The sequence below is a fragment of the Clostridium sp. AF28-12 genome (assembly GCF_003435225.1).
Lineage (GTDB): Bacteria > Bacillota > Clostridia > Lachnospirales > Lachnospiraceae > Pilosibacter > Pilosibacter fragilis.
Window position 1 is genome coordinate 139008 of record NZ_QWGJ01000001.1, and the last position, 18797, is coordinate 157804.

Genomic DNA, 18797 nt, shown 5'->3' on the forward strand with positions numbered 1-18797 from the left:
TTCCCTGAACGAAAGCGAAGCATGAGACAGCAGAAAGGGTGAAGCAGCAGTGAGTGATAAGACAAAGAGACAGGTAGTGGGAATGAGCATCGGGATTCTGATCCATAATATGATCTTGCTTCTCATCTGCCTTATTTTTTTCCGAACCGTTCCGGTGATCGCCGGAGTGCTGATCGGAGCCGCGGCGGCGGAGGTACTGCTCATCAGTATCGCGAGATCCACGGAACTCTGTGTGGAATCGGCTGATGGGGCGTACAGCAGCAAAAAGATGGTGATCCATTCGCTGATCCGCAGCCTGTGCGCGGTAATACTGGTGTGCCTTTTATGGAAATTTACGACGATCAACCTTTTAGCAGTCGTTCTCGGCGCACTGGGCTTGAAGACCGGAGCTTATGTGTATCCGGTACTTCAGAAACGAACCGACCGTATGGCCTGAACTTCAGGCCTGACGGATAGAGCCTTATACGCTGCTGTTTTGGAACAGACAGCAGTCTTTCAAGAGTCTTAAGGAAAGGAGGAAAAAGAATGAGTGGTGGCAGTGGTGCTGATTTCATGATCCACGGGATCGTGAAATACCATCTCTTCGGTCATGAACTCTGGCTGACGACGACAACGGTTGGAATGACGATCGTTACGATCGTTCTGCTGATTCTGGTGATAGCCGCGAACCGTGCTCTAAAACATGCGACGGATGTACCTGGAACATTCCAGAATATCATCGAATTCGGTATGGAAATGCTGGAAAATATGACCACGGGGATTCTTGGCAGTTCAGCGAACCGGTTTGCGAACTATATCGGAACGATTTTTCTGTTTATTTTGTTCTGCAACCTGAGCGGTCTGTTCGGCCTGAGAACGGTGACTGCCGACTTTGGTGTTACGTTCCTTCTTGGTCTGGTCACGTTTGCGATCGTACAGTATCAGGGAATCAAAAATCATGGTGTCGGACACTTTACGGGATTGTTTCAACCTCTCCCGGTGCTGTTCCCGATCAATCTGATCGGTGAATTTGCGAATCCGATCTCGATCTCTCTTCGTCTGTTCGCGAACATGCTGTCCGGAGTTATTATCATGGGTCTCTGGTACGGAATGATGCCGGTCTTATTAAAAATCGGTATTCCGGCCGCACTTCATGTGTACTGCGACCTGTTTTCCGGGTGCATCCAGACATACGTATTCTGCATGCTGACTATGGTCTATGTAAATGATAAACTGTAGGAACGCAGGGCGGAACAGGGAAGGCAGGACCCCATCGACGCAGTCGATCGGAAAGGATTTTGCCTGTAGCTGTGAATGACAGCTATAAAATTTTTTTACAGGAGGTTTTATCTATGAATATTACAGGACAGGATTTGATCCATGCTTGCTCAGCAATCGGCGCCGGTATCGCGATGATCGCCGGTATCGGACCTGGTGTTGGACAGGGTATCGCCGCTGGTTTCGGCGCATCTGCAGTCGGCCGCAACCCGGGCGCGAAATCTGATATTACATCGACCATGCTTCTTGGACAGGCCGTTGCCGAGACGACCGGTCTTTATGGTCTTGTTGTTGCCATTATCCTTATGTTCGTTAAGCCGTTCGGTTGATCCGGATATGGGAACAGAAAAAAACTTCCGGGTATGCGCGGAAGTTTGTAAAGGAGGCGAGATGAGACCTTGGAACGGTTAATAAATTTTGACCCTCAATGGATCAACGACATTGTGATCACGGGAATCAATATTTTTATCCTGTTCTTTGTAATGTCGTATTTCCTCTTTAATCCGGCGCGTGAAGTACTGGAAAAAAGAAGAAAGCGGATCGCGGGCGATCTGGAAACGGCAAAGACGAGCCGCGAAGATGCGCTCGCGCTGAAAGCAGAGTATGAGGATAAAATAAAGTCCATCGACAAAGAGGCGCAGGAAATTCTCGACGCAGCGAGGAAAAAAGCGAAAAAGCAGGAAGCTGATATCTTAGCGGAAGCGAGAGAGGAAGCAAACCGCATCGTTGACCGGGCAAACCGGGAGATCGAGCTGGAGAAGAAGAAAGCGCTTGAGGACATGAAGACGGAGATCGTTTCCATTGCGTCCCTGATGGCAGAGAAGGCAGTTGCCGCTTCCATGGATGTAAAGATCCAGGATTCCCTGATCGAGGAGACTTTAAAGGAAATGGGTGAGAGCACATGGCAAAGTTAGTGTCAAAGGTCTACGGCGACGCGCTGTTTGAAGCTGCCATGGAGCGGGATATGCTGTCGCCTGTATATGAGGAAGTACAGTCACTGCAGACGATCCTCATGGAGAATGCAGACCTTGTACAATTTTTGAACCATCCGCAGATCATAAAAGAAGAGAAGTTAAAGGTTGTGGAAAATATCTTTAAAGGAAGAGTTTCCGATGACCTGATGGGATTTCTTGAGACCGTGATCGAAAAGGGACGGCAGAAGGAGTTCCCGAAGATCCTCGACTATTTTGTGAATCGTGTAAAGGAATATAAAAAGATCGGTATCGTAACTGTCACAAGTGCGGTGGAGCTCTCCGCGGAGCAGAAGGCCCATACGGAGGCGAAGCTTTTGGAGACAACAGCTTTTGTGAGTCTGGAGGTTACCTATAGCGTTGATCCTGCGATCCTCGGAGGACTCGTGATCAGGATCGGTGACCGCGTGGTGGACAGCAGCATCAAGACAAGACTCGGGGAGATCCGGAGAGACTTAATGAAGCTGCAGCTGGCGTGATCCCGGCGGATCCGGGACCGGAAACAGCAGTCCGGCAGCAGAAATAATACTGAACAGTTACGTGATGAAATGGAAAAGAAAGAAGGTGCAGACCTCAAATGAATTTAAAACCAGAAGAGATCAGCTCGGTCATCAAAGAGCAGATCGAAAGATATTCGACGAAGCTGGAAGTCTCTGACGTGGGTACTGTCATCCAGGTAGCGGACGGCATTACACGAATCCACGGTCTTGAGAATGCCATGCAGGGAGAACTTCTGGAATTTCCGGGAGAGGTTTACGGCATGGTGTTAAACCTTGAGGAGGACAACGTCGGAGCGGTTCTGCTCGGTGATTCCTCAAGCATCAGTGAGGGAGACACCGTAAAGACGACAGGACGTGTCGTTGAGGTTCCTGTGGGTGATGCCCTGACAGGACGTGTCGTGAATGCCTTAGGACAGCCTATCGATGGAAAAGGTCCGATCCTTACGGATAAATTCAGAAAGATCGAGCGTGTTGCCCACGGTGTTATCGAGAGAAAATCCGTAGACACCCCGCTTCAGACAGGTATCAAGGCGATCGATGCCATGGTTCCGATCGGACGCGGACAGCGTGAGCTTATTATCGGCGACCGTCAGACTGGTAAGACGGCGATCGCGATCGATACGATTATTAACCAGAAGGGACAGGGAGTTCACTGTATTTATGTTGCAATTGGACAGAAAGCATCAACAGTTGCGACAATCGTGAAAACTCTTGAGGAGTTCGGTGCGATGGATTACACGACGCTTGTCGTATCAACAGCTTCCGACCTTGCCCCGTTACAGTATATTGCCCCGTATTCCGGCTGCGCAATCGGTGAAGAGTGGATGGAGAACGGCGAGGATGTTCTTGTCGTTTACGATGACTTAAGTAAGCATGCGGCGGCATACCGTACCCTGTCCCTGCTTCTTAAGAGACCGCCGGGACGTGAGGCATATCCGGGCGATGTTTTCTATCTGCATTCCAGACTGTTAGAGCGCGCGTCCAGACTTTCCGATGACCTTGGCGGCGGTTCTCTTACCGCACTTCCGATCATCGAGACGCAGGCGGGTGACGTATCGGCCTACATTCCGACAAACGTCATCTCCATCACAGACGGACAGATCTACTTAGAGACCGAGATGTTCAACTCCGGTTTCCGCCCGGCGATCAATGCGGGTCTTTCTGTATCCCGAGTTGGCGGCGCGGCACAGATCAAGGCGATGAAGAAGATCGCTGCCCCGATCCGTGTGGAGCTTGCCCAGTACCGTGAGCTCGCTTCCTTCGCCCAGTTCGGTTCCGAACTTGATGCCAGCACAAAGGAACAGCTTGCCCAGGGCGAACGCATCCGTGAAGTTTTAAAGCAGCCGCAGTATCAGCCGATGCCGGTCGAGTATCAGGTCATCATTATCTATGCGGCGACAAAGAAATATCTCCTCGATATTCCGACAAATCAGGTTCTTGATTTCGAGAAGGAACTGTTTAAGTTTATCGATACAAAGTATCCGGAGATCCCGGCAAGCATCCGCGAGGCGAAGCAGATGACACCGGAGACTGAAGAATTGCTGAAAAAAGCTATTGAAGAGTGCAAGGCAGCAAGATAAGGCAGGTGATGTATCATGGCAACCATGAGAGATATTAAACGAAGGAAATCCAGTATTGAGAGTACCGAGCAGATTACCAAAGCCATGAAACTTGTTGCCACTGTAAAACTCCAGAAATCCAGAACGAAGGCGGAAAATTCGAGACTGTACTTCAATCTGATGTACCAGACGATTCAGGAGATGCTGAAGAAATCCACCGGGATCCGGCACCGCTATTTAAAGAGCGGGGATTCGAAGAAAAAGGCAGTTATCGTCGTTTCTTCCAATCGCGGACTTGCCGGCGGATATAACTCCAACATCATCCGTCTCGTGACGGAGAGCGGGATCCCGAAAGAGGACGCCCTCATCTTTGCGATCGGGCGGAAAGGACGCGACGGACTCGCAAGGAAAGGCTATGAGATCAAAGCGGATTACTCCGACGTGATCGACGAGCCGCTCTACTCCGACGCGCAGCAGATCTCAAAAGAGCTTTTAGCCATGTTTGAGAAGAATGAAATCGGAGAGATCTATCTGGCGTACACGGCGTTCAAAAATACCGTAAGCCAGATCCCGACGTTCTTAAAGCTTCTGCCGGTGGATCTTGCGGCAGCAGGGCCAAAGGGCGAAGTAAAAGAAGAAAAATCGGATCTTCTCATTATGAACTATGAGCCGGACGAGGACGAAGTTCTGGATGCAATTATTCCGAAGTATGTGAGCAGCCTGATCTACGGGGCATTCTTGGAGGCCGTTGCCAGTGAGAACGGTGCGCGAATGACTGCAATGGATTCGGCTACGAACAACGCGGAAGAGATGATCGGAAAACTGTCGCTGCAGTACAACCGCGCGCGTCAGGGATCTATCACTCAGGAGTTGACAGAGATCATCGCGGGCGCGAATGCCATCGATGGTTAAAAAGAAATATGAGTAATTATTTGGCAAACTTGTGTACTTGCGGTGTTGGAGGTAAAAGACAGCATACAGGAGACAGAAATCAGTCGGTATGATGTGCTGGAATGGATTTTTACCGCTGGCTTGAGTGGCTGAATAGTTATGATAGAGACAAGGAGAAGTGAGATGGCAGAGAAAAACATTGGTAAAATTACTCAGGTCATCAGTGCCGTCCTGGATATCAAATTTCCCCAGGGCGGGCTGCCTGAGATCAATGACGCCATTGAGATCACCACAAAGGATGGCGGGATCCTCACGGTTGAGGTTGCCCAGCATCTCGGTGATGATACGGTAAGATGCATCGCTCTCGGTCCCACCGACGGTCTTGTCCGCGGCATGGATGCCGTAGCGACCGGTGGACCGATCATGGTGCCGGTCGGTGAGCAGACACTTGGAAGAATTTTCAATGTTCTGGGACAGCCGATCGACAATAAAGAAGCTCCGAAGACGGAGAAAAAGCTCCCGATCCACCGCAAAGCCCCGAGCTTTGAGGAACAGTCCACAGAGACAGAGATCCTTGAGACAGGTATCAAGGTCGTTGATCTCCTCTGCCCGTACCAGAAAGGTGGAAAGATCGGTCTGTTTGGCGGTGCCGGTGTAGGTAAGACAGTCCTGATTCAGGAGCTGATCCGAAATATTGCGACAGAGCACGGCGGATATTCCGTATTTACAGGCGTTGGTGAGCGTACCCGTGAGGGAAATGACCTTTACTATGAGATGTCCGATTCGGGCGTTATCAATAAGACGACCATGGTGTTCGGCCAGATGAACGAACCGCCGGGATCCCGTATGCGTGTGGGTCTTACCGGTCTTACCATGGCAGAGTATTTCCGTGACGAAGGCGGAAAAGATGTGCTGTTATTCATCGACAACATCTTCCGTTTCAGTCAGGCTGGTTCTGAGGTATCTGCGCTGCTTGGACGTATGCCGTCAGCCGTAGGTTACCAGCCGACCTTACAGACGGAGATGGGCGCCCTTCAGGAGCGGATCACCTCCACAAAGAACGGTTCCATCACATCTGTACAGGCAGTTTACGTTCCGGCTGATGACTTAACAGACCCGGCTCCGGCAAATACCTTTACCCATCTGGACGCGACGACCGTACTCAGCCGTTCTATCGTAGAGCTTGGTATTTACCCGGCTGTAGATCCGCTTGAGTCTACGTCCCGTATCCTTGATCCGCGTATTGTTGGTGAGGAACATTACAAGGTTGCCCGCGGCGTACAGGAAGTGCTGCAGAGATATAAGGAACTTCAGGACATTATCGCAATGCTCGGTATGGATGAGCTTTCCGAGGAAGATAAGCTTACCGTATCCCGTGCGAGAAAGATCCAGAGATTCTTATCCCAGCCGTTCTTTGTAGCCGGACAGTTTACCGGTCTGGAAGGCCGATATGTTCCGCTTTCCGAGACGATTCAGGGATTCAAGGAGATCCTCGAAGGCAAACATGACGATATTCCGGAGAATCTGTTCCTCAACGCAGGAAATATTGATGATGTTCTCGCCCGCGTGAAATAGGGGGTGTGGACATGGCGGAAATGATGAGACTTCAGATCGTTACGCCGGATGAGGCGTTTTTCGACGGAGAGGTTTCAATGGTGGAGCTCAACACGGCAGACGGGGAGGCCGGAATCTATCCGAAGCATATCCCGATGGTCGTCGCGGTTGCACCGGGCGTTCTTAAGATCCACGGGGCAGACGGCGTGAAAAAAGCGGCACTGCTTTCCGGATTTTTACAGATCCTGCCGGAGAAGGTGACGATCCTCGCAGAAGCCTGCGAGTGGCCGGAAAATATCGATGGCAAGAGAGCCAATGAAGCCAGAATCCGTGCAGAGAGACGTCTGGCGGAAAAGAATCCACAGACCGATATTGACCGCGCTGAAGCCGCTTTGAAGCGGGCGCTGGTGAGACTGTCGCTGGTGGATGAAAAATAAAACAGAACTGTATTTTATTACAGCGATAAAACAGCATGTTTTGAATCCTTTTGTAAGCAGAGCTTAAAGGTGATTCTTTAAACATGCTGTTTTATTTTAGTCAGATAAGGCTCCCGCTTCTTTCCAGAGGTAAGTGATGGAAAGAAGCGGGAGCCTGGTTTTTGACCGAGAGGAACACTCCGCAAGAATACACCGTGATCCTGTAAGGAATATGTCAGCTTTGCTGACCGGAATCATGCACCAAGTCTCACAGATGTTCGGCTCGAAGTGATATGTAGTTAAGAAATTTTGTAGAGTTTACTTCTTTCTTATGGAAAGCAGCGGCTCACTTACCCCATCAAGTCCTACCAGTGCGAAGATCGCAGCCAGAACTCTCTGGGAGCCTTTATAGGCATCCTTGCTGTCATACCACTCGTCAACGGAATGGCAGGCACCGCCTTTTCCGCCTCCGCCGACGCAGATCGCAGGGATTCCAAGGCTGATCGGGATATTTGCATCCGTACTTCCTGCGCTTTCATATTCTACAGTCTCATTGCATGCCTCAAAGGCTGTTGCTGCCGCGCTCACGATCTCACAGTCCTTCGGCTGGCTTCCCGCCGGACGGTTTCCGATCTGTTTTACTTCCACAGTGATACGTCCGTTGTGATCAAAGCTGTCCTTAGATTCTTCGTAGGAACGCTCGGTTTCCCAACGGTTATTTTCGTCCTCAACTGCACGTTTGATACACTCCTGAAGCTTTGCATCAAGCTCTTCAAGCTCCTTCAAGCCGTTGGAACGGATATCGACAAGCATGGAACATTCATATGCGATGGCATTGATAGAGGTTCCGCCGTTTACGACACCGACGGAGAAGGTAGTCTTCGGTTCTCTCGGGGTGCGGAGCTCGGAGATATAGGAGATAGCGCGTCCCATGGCAAAGATCGGGTTTACAAGACCGAAGGCACCGAAGGAATGTCCACCCGGTCCGCAGAAGGTTACCTCGTAGCGGTGGCTTCCGGTGCCGCCGTGGCAGATCAGACAGCCTGCTCCATCAACGGAGATAAAACCGTCAACCTTGTCGGAATTTTGTGAGAAGAAGTGGCGCATTCCGCGGAGGTCTCCGAGACCTTCCTCGCCGACGTTGCCGCCGATGATGATGTCTCCGACCGGTTTCAGCCCGGATTCTGTGATGGCTCTTGCCATGGTGAGGATCTCAGCAAGTCCGCGGGTATCATCACCGATTCCGGGCGCGTAGATCTTTGTTCCTTCACGTTTTACCGGGAGCGGAGTATCCGGCGGGAAAACGGTGTCTAGATGTGCGGAGACATAGAGGGTCGGACCATCCCCGGTTCCGTGGATATGTGCATATACGTTGTGGACCTCATCCATCACCGGATCAAGACCTGCTTCGGTCAGAAGTTCTTTAAAACGCTCTGCGCGCTTTTCTTCGTGCGGGCTGAAGGAAGAAATCTGAACGAGTTCGATCTGCTGGTCGATCGTGTGAGATTCATCGTTTTTCAGATATTCGAAGGCGTGAACCATCTTGTCGGATTTTAAGAGTGCCTGAATCGCTTCTTTCATGTTGGGAACCATCCTTTCAATTTGATATAGATAGATTTATCATATCGCGAAAAGAAATATTTGTAAAGAAAATGGAGATAAATGAGTAATTCTGTAAGTATATTTTGTATTGAAAATATAATCAGAAAATAATCTGACCCTAAAATTGTTTCAGCGTCTGTTGCTTCAAAGAATGAAAGATTATACGAGGATACTAAGTGATTATTAAGAGAGTCGGCCTGGATTTAAAAGTGGTGTGGGAGAGCTGTGAATGGAATTATGGGATACATAGGATCGCCGCAGAAAAGAGTGAGAAGACAGATAGAAAACAGGGACAATGACGCGCAAATAAAAAGCACATCATTGTCCCTGATATATGTTACCTGCTTATCAGGTATCAATACCCGGAGGCTGTTTTACTGATCATTCGTCAGCTTCATCTTATCAAACGCATAGAAGACAAGGCTTAAGATCATGCCGACTACGCAGGCGAGGACCATACCGGTGAGCTGGACGTTTCCGAAGTTTACCTTGATCCCGGAAAGCCCGGTGACAAAGATCACAGCGGTCAGGGCCTGGTTGCGGTTCTTACCGTAATCGACTTTGGAGTCAACGAGGATCCGGAGACCGGAGGTTCCGATCATGCCGTAGAGCAGGAAAGAGATTCCGCCGATGACCGGACCCGGGATCGTCTGGATCAGAGTCGATAACTTTCCGATAAAGGAGCAGATGATCGAGATCACAGCCGCACCGGCGATAACCTGGACACTGTAGACCTTTGTGACTGCCATAACGCCGATATTCTCGCCGTATGTCGTTGTCGGAACGGATCCGATGAGACCGGAAACCATTGTGGAGAAGTTGTCACCGAAGATGCTGCGGTGAAGTCCCGGATCCTTTAAGAGGTCGCGGCCGACGATCTTACTTGTTACAACTTGATGTCCGATATGCTCGGAGGTGATGACCAGGATGACCGGCATGATGATCATGATCGCTTCCATATTAAATTTTGGAGCGGTGAAGTTCGGGATCGCAAAGATCGGGGCAGCGGCAACCGCAGAGAAATCAACGATCCCACATGCAACGGCAGCGACATATCCGGCAATCACGGCGATCAGGATCGGGATAACAGATAAAAATCCCCGGAACAGGACAGAACCGAAAACGGCAAAGCCAAGTGTTACGAGGAACACGATCAGATTCTTCGGATCAATGGTCTCGTCCAAGAGTCCCGCATTGCTTGCCGCGCTGGAAGAGAGCTCCAATCCGATCAGGGCTACGACCGGCCCCATGGCAGCAGGCGGGAGAACGACGTCGATCCATTTATATCCGATCTTATAAATGATGAATGCGAGGATACATCCGACGAAACCGACGGCAACGAATCCGCCGAGGGCATATTCATAACCGAATTTTGCGATCACGATGCCGGCCGGGGCGAGAAATGCGAAACTGGAACCGAGATAGGCGGGAGCTTTTCCCTTTGTGATAAAGATAAACATGAGAGTTCCGACACCGTTCATGAAAAGAACGATCGCGGGATTGATTCCGAATAAGAACGGAACGAGAACGGATGCGCCGAACATGGCGAACATGTGCTGGATGCTCAGGGGGATCAGAAGGTTAAAGGGAACCTTTTCGTCCACCTGAATGATCTTATGGCTTTCCATACGGGACCTCCTTGAGAATAATTGGTTTTTTAGTACTTGCGCCTGCGCCGGACGTTCCCGGTTTTAGGCATTTTTTCTATTCTATCACATTCCTGTTATTTGTCCAGAAAAAATCAGGGGGAAATTGCAGGAAAGGATATGAAGTTAACGAATTTCTGGGCTTCCGCTCTTGACAAAGCTTTGGAATCTCCATATAATGACCCATATAGCCGCGTTAAAGCATGCGGTATATAATGGAAAAGCGATGAAGGGAACAAGTAGGGAAATGACCTGCTCCGCACAGAAAGCTGCCGGTGGATGAGAGGCGCGCGGACTTCTTTTTCTGAATACATCCCGGAGCTGCACACCGAAAGCGTGAACGGAGATATCCGGAGAATGTGAGTAGGCTGTGACGGAACTGGCACCCGTTAGAAATGCCGGGGTCTTTTATGATGAGGACTCCATGAGCCGGAGCGTGTGAGCGTTTCGGGAACATCAGGTGGTAACACGAGCGTATGCCTCGTCCTTTTGGGAAACAAGGGACGGGGCTTTTTTGTACCTGCAAGGAGAATGTTCAGTGCCGGAGTTGCCGGACTGGACTGAGACTGAAAGAGTCAGGCAGCAGGAGAAAGAACGCTTCGTCCGGATAGCAGGTCTTCATATAAAGACCAACACAGGCGGAAGAAACGAACATCCGCAGAAAATTACAGAAAAGGAGTAAACAAAATGGGAGTTTACGAAGAGTTACAGGCCCGCGGCTTGATCGCGCAGGTCACAAACGAAGAAGAGATCCGCAAAATGGTCAATGAAGGAAAAGCCGTATTCTACATCGGCTTTGACCCGACTGCGGACAGCCTTCATGTGGGACATTTCATGGCACTCTGCTTAATGAAACGTTTGCAGATGGCTGGAAACAAGCCGATCGCGCTGATCGGCGGCGGCACCGGAATGGTCGGAGATCCGTCCGGACGTACCGATATGAGAACTATGATGACGGTTGAGACAATTCAGCACAACTGTGACTGCTTTAAGAAGCAGATGAGCCGTTTCATCGACTTCTCCGAAGGAAAAGCCATGATGGTAAACAACGCTGAATGGCTTATGAACTTAAATTACATTGATTTCTTAAGAGAGATCGGACCGCACTTTTCCGTCAACAACATGCTCCGCGCGGAGTGCTACAAGCAGAGAATGGAGAAAGGCTTAAGCTTCTTAGAGTTCAACTACATGTTAATGCAGAGCTACGACTTCTACGAGCTGTTCCAGAGATATGGCTGCAACATGCAGTTCGGCGGAGATGACCAGTGGAGCAACATGCTCGGTGGTACAGAGCTGATCAGAAGAAAACTCGGCAAGGACGCGCACGCAATGACGATCACACTGCTCTTAAACTCTGAGGGCAAGAAGATGGGTAAGACCCAGTCCGGCGCTGTATGGCTGGATCCGAATAAGACAACTCCGTTTGAGTTCTACCAGTACTGGAGAAACGTCGGTGACGCAGACGTATTAAAGTGCCTGCGCATGCTCACATTCCTTCCGCTTGAGCAGATCGATGAGATGGACAAATGGGAAGGCAGCCAGTTAAATCAGGCGAAGGAGATCCTTGCATACGAGCTTACAAGCCTTGTTCACGGCGAGGAGGAAGCAAAGAAAGCACAGGAGAGCGCACGTGCATTATTCGCAGGCGGCGCTGCGGCAGAAATGCCGACAGCAGAACTTTCCGACGCAGATCTTTCTGATGGTTCGATCGACCTCCTTTCCATCGTACAGAAATCCGGCCTCTGCGCGTCACGTTCTGAGGCGAGAAGAAACGTAGAGCAGGGCGGCGTTTCCGTAGACGGTGAGATCGTGAAGGATATTAAGTCTGTATACACGAAAGAGCAGCTTTCCGGTGAAGGAATCGTTGTAAAGCGCGGTAAGAAGAACTTCAGACGCGTTGTAGTCAAATAGTTACTTTTCATGGGAGGAATTTTCTGAACTGAAAATTCCGTATGATACCGTCATGACCGCGGATTTTGCCGATTCGGAATGCGAAGTATCAGCAAAATCCTGTTACAGTGCGCGGGCATGGAGTGCCCGTGTACTGTAACGTTAAATAAAAAAACTCCCTTTTTACAAAAGTGTGTCTGATGCATACTAACTCATAATTATACGAAACACCACACTTTTATTCATTTTCTATTCATTTCCGGCTAATGGGTATTCATTTTTACTCTAAGTTATCATGCAATTTATTAGAATGGAATTTTTGAAAGAGCCAGCACCTTGAATGGGCTGACTCTTTCAATGTCACTTGTAATTGACAAACTGGAATTTTCAAATTAGTCTTTGCAAATAACCTTTGAATCTTCACCATCAATTACAATTCCCTGACGGTTGTTAATTGGGCATAGATTCAAATCCGAAAACTCAGTCATTATTTTCTCGGTAACTTTCTTAAATGGTGCTGTAAGATAATGCGGAAGAACATAGAAATCAATCAAATCAATCCCTGCATCATCTTCTTGTGAGTAGTCCTCCGGCTTTTCATCCATTTGCTCGATATATTGGATGCTTGGAGCGCATATAATTGCGCCTGCCGACTCGCCGATCATCAATTTTCCATTTGCCAATTCCTTTTTCAGCAGTCCATCAGTTCCCGTTTTACGGAGCTGGTCCATAAGAAAGAAAGAATTTCCGCCGGTAAAATATATCACATCTGCTTCTTCAAAAACAGACTGTATCGTTGAATAAGCCTCCGTTGAAATATCAATTTCAGTTACGATCGCTCCCAACTTTTTGAATAATTTTCGAGCCGAGCCGACATAACCGGTGTAGCCTTCACGCAGTGAAGCTGTTGGAATAAATGCGACTTTCTTATTTTCAATTTCTTCCTTTATCAGACTTCCTACACTTGAAAAGTGCGAACATAAAAATAATTTCATCAATATTCTCCTTTATAAATTTCGATTTGTATAACAGTAGTCTAACACACGTTGTTTAAAAATACTACAGCCAAGCCAATGTCTGTAATTTGCCCTAAAATTTCATTTTATGGAATTTGGACTACTTGATTTTCTAATTGCATATGCAATTCGTGAAATGTATCATTATACTGTTGATACATCAGACACACAAATGTAAATAGGGACTAAAAAAATAAGCTGCGCAGGGGACTGGATTTAGTTCCCTGCGCGTGTTAATATAGAGACGTCTGGAAACGGATATTTTCAGATCATGACTGTGAAGATATCAGCAGTTATTGAAAATCCAAAACTGAAGAGACGGACAAACTGCGCTGTCGGTAAATGGCGAAGCGGTTCCGCCGGAATGGAGAAAATATGGATATTTTAAACGAAGCGAAGAAAAATTTCGACTACATGGTAAGGATCAGAAGACATATGCACGAGTATCCGGAAAACAGCGGTGTTGAGTATGAGACAGTAAAATATATTGCCTCTGAGCTCGATGCGCTGGGAATCGAGTATGTAGTTGTTCCGGAAGGTGGTATTATCGGACAGATCCACGGCGGAAAACCTGGAAAAACCGTTCTTCTTCGTGCCGATATGGACGCACTTCCGATCAAGGAGAGCAAGACAAACCTCACAAAGGAAAAGGTCTGCATCTCTAAGAACGATGGAATCTCCCATGCCTGCGGACATGACGCCCACACAGCGATGCTTCTCGCTGAGGCAAAGATCTTAAACGAGAATAAGGAAGACTTAAACGGCAATATCGTCCTCCTCTTTGAGCGCGGCGAGGAAGCCGGCGGAAATATCAGAAATTTACTTCCGTATGCCGTTGAGACAATGAAATTAAAGATCGATACCTGTATGGCAACACATGTAAAATGGGATGTTCCGACAGGAACGATCTCCGCGGAGCCGGGCGCGGTATTCTCCGGTGCATACGGATTCATCATCAAGCTTCATGGTCAGGCCGGTCACGGATCCCGTCCGGATCTTGCCCACAGTGTTTTAGACTGCTTCAACAATATCTATAACCATATCAATATGATCCGCATGAAATATGTGGCTCCGACGGATATCCTGACCTGCTCCGTTGGTTTCGTAAACTGCGGAACCGTCCGCAACATTATTCCGGACGAGCTGACCTTCGGCGGTACGATCCGTACCTTCAATGTTGACGGTGCAGGCACTCCGTTTGTAAAACAGCTGATGGATGTAGTCGAGAAAGAGTGCGAGCTCTGCCAGTGTACATATGAAATCCTTCATATGCCGGATCCGCTGTTCGAGTGCCAGAACAACGCAGTCTGCAGCGAGATCGCGAAGAACGCAGTAAGAAAATATATCGGTGAGGATGCTGTTACGGTTGCACAGCCGTGGATGGCATCTGAGAGCATGCAGACATGCTTAAAGCTCTGGCCGGGTATCATCACCTTCACAGGTATCCAGAGCGAGGAGGCCGGAACCGGTGCAAACCATCACACACCGGAATTCGATGTGGATGAGCGCGGCATGATCTACGGTGTTGCAGCAGCACTTGGATATGTGAAAGATTTCTTAAACTACGACAAGGAAATTCCGTTCAAGCCGTTCGAGGGAACCTTAAAGAATCTGGTTGAGAGAAATCTGTAGAAGTTGCAGAAATAGTAAAAAATTATCCATTAATGGATAAAAAGGCCGAATAGCAATAAAAAGACCGGTTTATCAAGAAGAAATTTGATATGCCGGTCTTTTTGCGTACATACGCGGGTACCGAGTTAAAGCCTGTGTTTGTACGAGAGATTGGCAATTGTCAAGCGGATATTCGCAATCCGCTTCGCTACTTGCTCATAACCCAATAACTGCTCCGCAGTTTATCAGAAGGAGCTTGCACTCCTCCTGATACAAGCAAGTCCCCACCCACTGCTTATTGCTTTTCGCAATTGAAGCTAGGACTTACTTGATTCGGTTAAAAAGACAGGGGCAATAAAAGCTGATAATAAGCCCCGTGTTCCGGCACAGCGCGGTTTCCGGCGGTAATGGATCCGCCAAGATAGTGGATGCCGGTCCATACAATCGAAAGACCAATTCCATTTTTTCCACCATTACCCTTATAAAAACGTTCAAAAATATGAGGGAGATCTTTCTCCAGGAATCCCGGACCATCATCCTGTATCAGAAGGATCAGCGAGTTACCATCTGTACTCATACGGATCAGAATCTCGTGCTCGGCATATCGCAGACAGTTTGAAAGAATATTTTGTATCACCCGCTTCAACAATTCCGGATCCGTGTGGATCATTAGTGGGCGTTCAGCTTCAAGATGTATCACGCAGTCCCTTCGGATCGTACTCATGATATCCACACACTCATCAAGAAACTCCATTACTTCCAGATCTGTCGGATGAAGGTCAAATGTGTGACTGTCCATTTTTGAGAGAGAAAGAATGCTTTCTACAAGGTCAGTCATGCGCAGACTTTCAGAAAGAATGATACTGGCAGCTTTCTGATGATCCTTTATGACATTGGAAACGATCCCCTGGGAATACCCGGTTATAGACGCAAGCGGCGTTTTCAGATCATGAGAAGCGTTTTGAAAAAACTGTCTTTTTTCTTCCTCAGATCTTCGGATCATTTCTTCCATCTGGTTATAGGAGCGTTTTAAAGCTTCCAGTTCATTTAAAGAATAGGAATCCTGGATCTGTGCGTCTGTTTCTCCATTGATCCTCTGGATCTGGAGACAAAGATGTTGGATCGGGACAGAGATGGTTCTTGCAATTCCCCATACTAAAAAAGATGATAAAAACACAGAAGCGATTAAAATCGCAAGATACAATTTCCGTGTATAATTCCAGAAAACAGATGAATCCGGAATTTGGACAACAGAAACAAAATACTTTGCCCGTACAGGTGTACTGGACGGAAACACATACATACTGATGTACCAGAAGTCTTCAGAAAGTAAAATTCGGGACGTTTTTCCGGAAATCAGTTCACCTGACTGGATCATCCGGCGGCACTGTTCCTCCAAAGCAGATATCGGATAAATATTCTGGTCATTACTGGATTGAGGGAAGACAAGTTTTTGCTTGGAATTAAAAATCAGAAATATACCATTATAAGGCTGATCTCTGAGCTGCAGCCGGACAGAACGAAGCAAAGCTTTTGAAGATTCGCGCGTATTTTCCTTAGAATCTGAAGAAGTGTAAGCCGGGTCAGTGCTCAAACGATCCGACTCCGACTGAACCATCCTGATCAGATGCTCTGTTTCTTTCCTGGCAGTGTACTGTACATACCAACGGGAAGAAAGGAAAAAGGTGATTCCGACTCCGAAAGTCATCATAAAAATCACAAGAAAAGCTGCCGAAAATAAACGTGTCTGGATACTCTTTCCAATCATATTGATTCGATCCCTTCTGGCCTTCGTTCGCTCATTCGATAACCAAAGCCCCATACCGTCTCGATCAGGGCAGTAGATCCGAACGAAAGTAGTTTTTTTCGAAGTCGTTTAATAAAATCCTCCGGTATATCTGCTTCCGGATCAGGACCTTGAAAATGCCAGACCTGTTCGGCTAATTCTTTTTTAGAAACAGCGTTATCTGCCCGTTGTATCATATACAGCAGAAAATCAAATTCTGTCGGTGTTACATTGAGATCATGTTCCTGAATTGTGACTCTGTGGCTGACAGGAAAAAGAACCAGATTTCCACATACAAACCGAGTGACAGGATCGGTCATGCCGGCATCGTAAAAGTGTGGATCAGACCGGCGGAATAATGCCTTTACCCGCGCAACGAACTCTAATGGAAGGAAGGGCTTTGTAATATAATCATCGCTTCCGAGAGTGATTCCCATAACACGGTCGAGCGGCGTATCTTTGGCAGATACAAAAATAATGGGAACATGGCTTTGACGACGGAAATAGGTACATAGACTGAGACCGTCGATTCCGGGCATCATGATATCGAGGATCAGCATATCGGGTTCTTTTGCGGAAAAGGCCTGACAGGCTTCCTGACCATCTTTAAACGTCTCTACTGTAAAGCCTTCATTTTCAAGAAATAGCTGCATCATTGTACGGATATTTGACTCATCATCTACTACATAGATCAGTTTTGACATAATAAATTACCTCGTTTGTATTTATGTTTTCATATTAACATGAAAGTTTAAAACCGTAAATGATTGCCGCATTCTTGCCACACAGGTGAACTGGTAATGCACACAGGGATAACGGTATGATAAACATATAAAATAATTTAATGATGGAGGTAACAAGATGAAGAAAGGTTTAAAAATTTTATGCGCGGCGTTATCGCTTACTGCAATCATGTCCTTCTCTGCGTTTGCGGCTGAGACAAGAAAAGAATATAGGGCGGAAGCGGAACCGATCCGTACTGAGATGAAAGTGATGGAGGAGCAGATGGATGTTCTCAGGGAATCCAATAAAACTATCAAGGAACATTTCAAGAATATTCATCTGAACAAAAAGGAGACAGGAGAGCTTCCGGTTGACAAGGAAGTGTGGAAAGAGGCAAAAACACTTCGTGGGAAAATAAAAACGATCCGTGAGGAAAACGGGGATTCCCAGGTAAAGAATCTTCGCGCAGAAGCGAAGGCGGCTGCCGAGAACAAAGATTTTGACACAGCAATCCTAAAATTAAAAGAAGCAGAAAAAGAAAAGGAAAAACGTCTGGAAATGCTGAAAGAGATCAATAGCATTTGGAAACAGATTGATGATCTTCTTTCTTCCGGGCAATAAGTGGAAGAAACGAGATTGAAAAGAATTTATTTGGGCTTGGCAGTTTCTGTGCTTCTGGCGGTCAGACCCTGATTATTTGTCAGAGCTGAAAATTCCAAGTGCACACAATGGATATCTTATGGCAGAATGGCATTTTTACGCATCCGGACCGGATAAGACAAATGAAAAGAAGCTGTGGACTACGGGAACGGATGCTGAGAAGAAGCTGATTACAGATAAGATCCAGACGGCGCTTGCATGGCAGCAGCAGACGGGTATTCCGACATGGGTTGGAGCCTGGATGCCGGGAAACTATAATAAAGGAAATACATACAGTGTAGAAGAACAGACAGTATTTGCAGGATTTATGACGAAAGCATTGAGTGATGCAGGAATTCCGTTTGCGGTAAATGCAGATACAAAGTATTATAATGCGGCAGAGAATACATGGATCTCGTCCATGCAGCCGGTTTTTAAAACAATATTCCAATAAAGGAAGAAACTGTTACGAGCAGCGGAATGCGATCCGCTGCTCGTAGTAAATGTGATGCAATAGATAGCTCATAAAATTATCTGAACAAAACCGCCTTTTTTTAGCGGAATCTTAACCTCTCAAAACATACTTTTCTCACAATTCCCATGTTATACTAAACATAATTCGCCGGTTACAGGATCGTGGCGCTGAAAGCCCGCATATCCTGTAACGGCATCCCCTGTTCGTGAAATACCTGGCGGAGAGAACACGAATGTGGAAAGAAACCAAGTAACAGGGCGG

General features: G+C 47.6%; 19 protein-coding genes. 14 read left to right on the plus strand and 5 right to left on the minus strand.

Annotated features, from left to right (window positions below; genetic code table 11):
• Positions 1-49: 49 nt before the first annotated feature.
• The 9 genes from DWY93_RS00650 (at position 50) to atpC (ending at position 7169) form a co-directional block, all read left to right on the plus strand.
• A complete protein-coding gene (locus DWY93_RS00650) occupies positions 50-436 on the plus strand; it encodes a hypothetical protein (RefSeq protein WP_021904589.1) in 387 nt (128 codons plus the stop codon).
• Between the two features lie 89 nt (positions 437-525).
• Positions 526-1218, plus strand: a complete 693-nt coding sequence (gene atpB, locus DWY93_RS00655) for a F0F1 ATP synthase subunit A (protein WP_015553053.1) — start codon at positions 526-528, stop codon at positions 1216-1218.
• A 113-nt stretch (positions 1219-1331) separates the two neighbouring features.
• Positions 1332-1586: an ATP synthase F0 subunit C gene (atpE, locus tag DWY93_RS00660; RefSeq protein WP_015553054.1), complete on the plus strand. Its 255-nt coding sequence runs from the start codon at positions 1332-1334 to the stop codon at positions 1584-1586.
• A 69-nt stretch (positions 1587-1655) separates the two neighbouring features.
• Positions 1656-2171 carry a F0F1 ATP synthase subunit B gene (atpF, locus tag DWY93_RS00665; RefSeq protein ID WP_021904590.1) on the plus strand — a complete coding sequence of 172 codons (516 nt, stop codon included), beginning with the start codon at positions 1656-1658 and terminating at the stop codon, positions 2169-2171.
• The gene (gene atpH / locus DWY93_RS00670; protein ID WP_117469051.1) at positions 2159-2707 is read left to right on the plus strand and encodes an ATP synthase F1 subunit delta; all 549 of its coding nucleotides are present in this window, start codon (positions 2159-2161) and stop codon (positions 2705-2707) included. The genes atpF and atpH overlap by 13 nt, the downstream gene beginning before the upstream one ends.
• 98 nt (positions 2708-2805) lie before the next feature.
• On the plus strand, positions 2806-4308 hold the full coding sequence (atpA, locus tag DWY93_RS00675) for a F0F1 ATP synthase subunit alpha (RefSeq protein WP_117469052.1): 1503 nt from the start codon (positions 2806-2808) through the stop codon (positions 4306-4308).
• A gap of 15 nt (positions 4309-4323) precedes the next feature.
• A complete protein-coding gene (gene atpG, locus DWY93_RS00680) occupies positions 4324-5199 on the plus strand; it encodes an ATP synthase F1 subunit gamma (protein ID WP_117469053.1) in 876 nt (291 codons plus the stop codon).
• A 162-nt stretch (positions 5200-5361) separates the two neighbouring features.
• A complete protein-coding gene (gene atpD / locus DWY93_RS00685; RefSeq protein WP_117469054.1) occupies positions 5362-6753 on the plus strand; it encodes a F0F1 ATP synthase subunit beta in 1392 nt (463 codons plus the stop codon).
• An 11-nt stretch (positions 6754-6764) separates the two neighbouring features.
• The gene (gene atpC, locus DWY93_RS00690) at positions 6765-7169 is read left to right on the plus strand and encodes an ATP synthase F1 subunit epsilon (RefSeq protein WP_117471621.1); all 405 of its coding nucleotides are present in this window, start codon (positions 6765-6767) and stop codon (positions 7167-7169) included.
• A 297-nt stretch (positions 7170-7466) separates the two neighbouring features.
• Here the strand turns inward: atpC and DWY93_RS00695 are convergent, their stop codons facing one another.
• Positions 7467-8729 (minus strand): M20/M25/M40 family metallo-hydrolase, encoded by a 1263-nt coding sequence (locus tag DWY93_RS00695; protein ID WP_181968460.1) that lies wholly within the window; start codon positions 8727-8729, stop codon positions 7467-7469.
• Positions 8730-9124: 395 nt separating this feature from the next.
• A complete protein-coding gene (gene uraA / locus DWY93_RS00700; protein WP_117469057.1) occupies positions 9125-10378 on the minus strand; it encodes a uracil permease in 1254 nt (417 codons plus the stop codon).
• A gap of 556 nt (positions 10379-10934) precedes the next feature.
• On the opposite strand from uraA, the gene DWY93_RS17015 reads away from it, so the two are divergent.
• Together DWY93_RS17015 and tyrS are read left to right on the plus strand one after the other, a co-directional pair.
• A complete protein-coding gene (locus DWY93_RS17015) occupies positions 10935-11078 on the plus strand; it encodes a hypothetical protein (RefSeq protein WP_181968316.1) in 144 nt (47 codons plus the stop codon).
• Between the two features lie 5 nt (positions 11079-11083).
• A complete protein-coding gene (gene tyrS / locus DWY93_RS00705; protein WP_117469058.1) occupies positions 11084-12307 on the plus strand; it encodes a tyrosine--tRNA ligase in 1224 nt (407 codons plus the stop codon).
• A 371-nt stretch (positions 12308-12678) separates the two neighbouring features.
• Here the strand turns inward: tyrS and DWY93_RS00710 are convergent, their stop codons facing one another.
• Positions 12679-13281 (minus strand): Type 1 glutamine amidotransferase-like domain-containing protein, encoded by a 603-nt coding sequence (locus DWY93_RS00710; RefSeq protein WP_007888235.1) that lies wholly within the window; start codon positions 13279-13281, stop codon positions 12679-12681.
• A 396-nt stretch (positions 13282-13677) separates the two neighbouring features.
• On the opposite strand from DWY93_RS00710, the gene DWY93_RS00715 reads away from it, so the two are divergent.
• A complete protein-coding gene (locus tag DWY93_RS00715; RefSeq protein ID WP_242990490.1) occupies positions 13678-14934 on the plus strand; it encodes an amidohydrolase in 1257 nt (418 codons plus the stop codon).
• A 316-nt stretch (positions 14935-15250) separates the two neighbouring features.
• On the opposite strand, the gene DWY93_RS17020 is transcribed toward DWY93_RS00715, so the two are convergent.
• Both DWY93_RS17020 and DWY93_RS00725 read right to left on the minus strand, forming a co-directional pair.
• On the minus strand, positions 15251-15916 hold the full coding sequence (locus DWY93_RS17020; RefSeq protein ID WP_207658686.1) for a HAMP domain-containing sensor histidine kinase: 666 nt from the start codon (positions 15914-15916) through the stop codon (positions 15251-15253).
• 761 nt (positions 15917-16677) lie between these two features.
• The gene (locus DWY93_RS00725; protein ID WP_117469061.1) at positions 16678-17403 is read right to left on the minus strand and encodes a response regulator transcription factor; all 726 of its coding nucleotides are present in this window, start codon (positions 17401-17403) and stop codon (positions 16678-16680) included.
• A gap of 157 nt (positions 17404-17560) precedes the next feature.
• On the opposite strand from DWY93_RS00725, the gene DWY93_RS00730 reads away from it, so the two are divergent.
• Together DWY93_RS00730 and DWY93_RS00735 are read left to right on the plus strand one after the other, a co-directional pair.
• Entirely contained in the window at positions 17561-18043 is a 483-nt protein-coding gene (locus tag DWY93_RS00730; RefSeq protein WP_117469062.1) for a hypothetical protein, read from the plus strand.
• Positions 18044-18161: 118 nt separating this feature from the next.
• Positions 18162-18515 carry a hypothetical protein gene (locus DWY93_RS00735; protein ID WP_015553069.1) on the plus strand — a complete coding sequence of 118 codons (354 nt, stop codon included), beginning with the start codon at positions 18162-18164 and terminating at the stop codon, positions 18513-18515.
• Positions 18516-18797: the final 282 nt, after the last annotated feature.

Coding starts and splice junctions, on each gene's coding strand:
- DWY93_RS00735 (WP_015553069.1), top strand. CDS start 18,162: ATGGCAGAATGGCATTTTTACGCATCCGGACCGGATAAGACAAATGAA.
- DWY93_RS00710 (WP_007888235.1), bottom strand. CDS start 13,281: ATGAAATTATTTTTATGTTCGCACTTTTCAAGTGTAGGAAGTCTGATA.
- DWY93_RS17020 (WP_207658686.1), bottom strand. CDS start 15,916: ATGATCCGAAGATCTGAGGAAGAAAAAAGACAGTTTTTTCAAAACGCT.
- atpH (WP_117469051.1), top strand. CDS start 2,159: ATGGCAAAGTTAGTGTCAAAGGTCTACGGCGACGCGCTGTTTGAAGCT.
- atpB (WP_015553053.1), top strand. CDS start 526: ATGAGTGGTGGCAGTGGTGCTGATTTCATGATCCACGGGATCGTGAAA.
- atpE (WP_015553054.1), top strand. CDS start 1,332: ATGAATATTACAGGACAGGATTTGATCCATGCTTGCTCAGCAATCGGC.
- atpD (WP_117469054.1), top strand. CDS start 5,362: ATGGCAGAGAAAAACATTGGTAAAATTACTCAGGTCATCAGTGCCGTC.
- atpC (WP_117471621.1), top strand. CDS start 6,765: ATGGCGGAAATGATGAGACTTCAGATCGTTACGCCGGATGAGGCGTTT.
- tyrS (WP_117469058.1), top strand. CDS start 11,084: ATGGGAGTTTACGAAGAGTTACAGGCCCGCGGCTTGATCGCGCAGGTC.
- DWY93_RS00695 (WP_181968460.1), bottom strand. CDS start 8,729: ATGAAAGAAGCGATTCAGGCACTCTTAAAATCCGACAAGATGGTTCAC.
- uraA (WP_117469057.1), bottom strand. CDS start 10,378: ATGGAAAGCCATAAGATCATTCAGGTGGACGAAAAGGTTCCCTTTAAC.
- DWY93_RS00730 (WP_117469062.1), top strand. CDS start 17,561: ATGAAGAAAGGTTTAAAAATTTTATGCGCGGCGTTATCGCTTACTGCA.
- atpG (WP_117469053.1), top strand. CDS start 4,324: ATGGCAACCATGAGAGATATTAAACGAAGGAAATCCAGTATTGAGAGT.
- DWY93_RS00715 (WP_242990490.1), top strand. CDS start 13,678: ATGGATATTTTAAACGAAGCGAAGAAAAATTTCGACTACATGGTAAGG.
- atpA (WP_117469052.1), top strand. CDS start 2,806: ATGAATTTAAAACCAGAAGAGATCAGCTCGGTCATCAAAGAGCAGATC.
- DWY93_RS00725 (WP_117469061.1), bottom strand. CDS start 17,403: ATGTCAAAACTGATCTATGTAGTAGATGATGAGTCAAATATCCGTACA.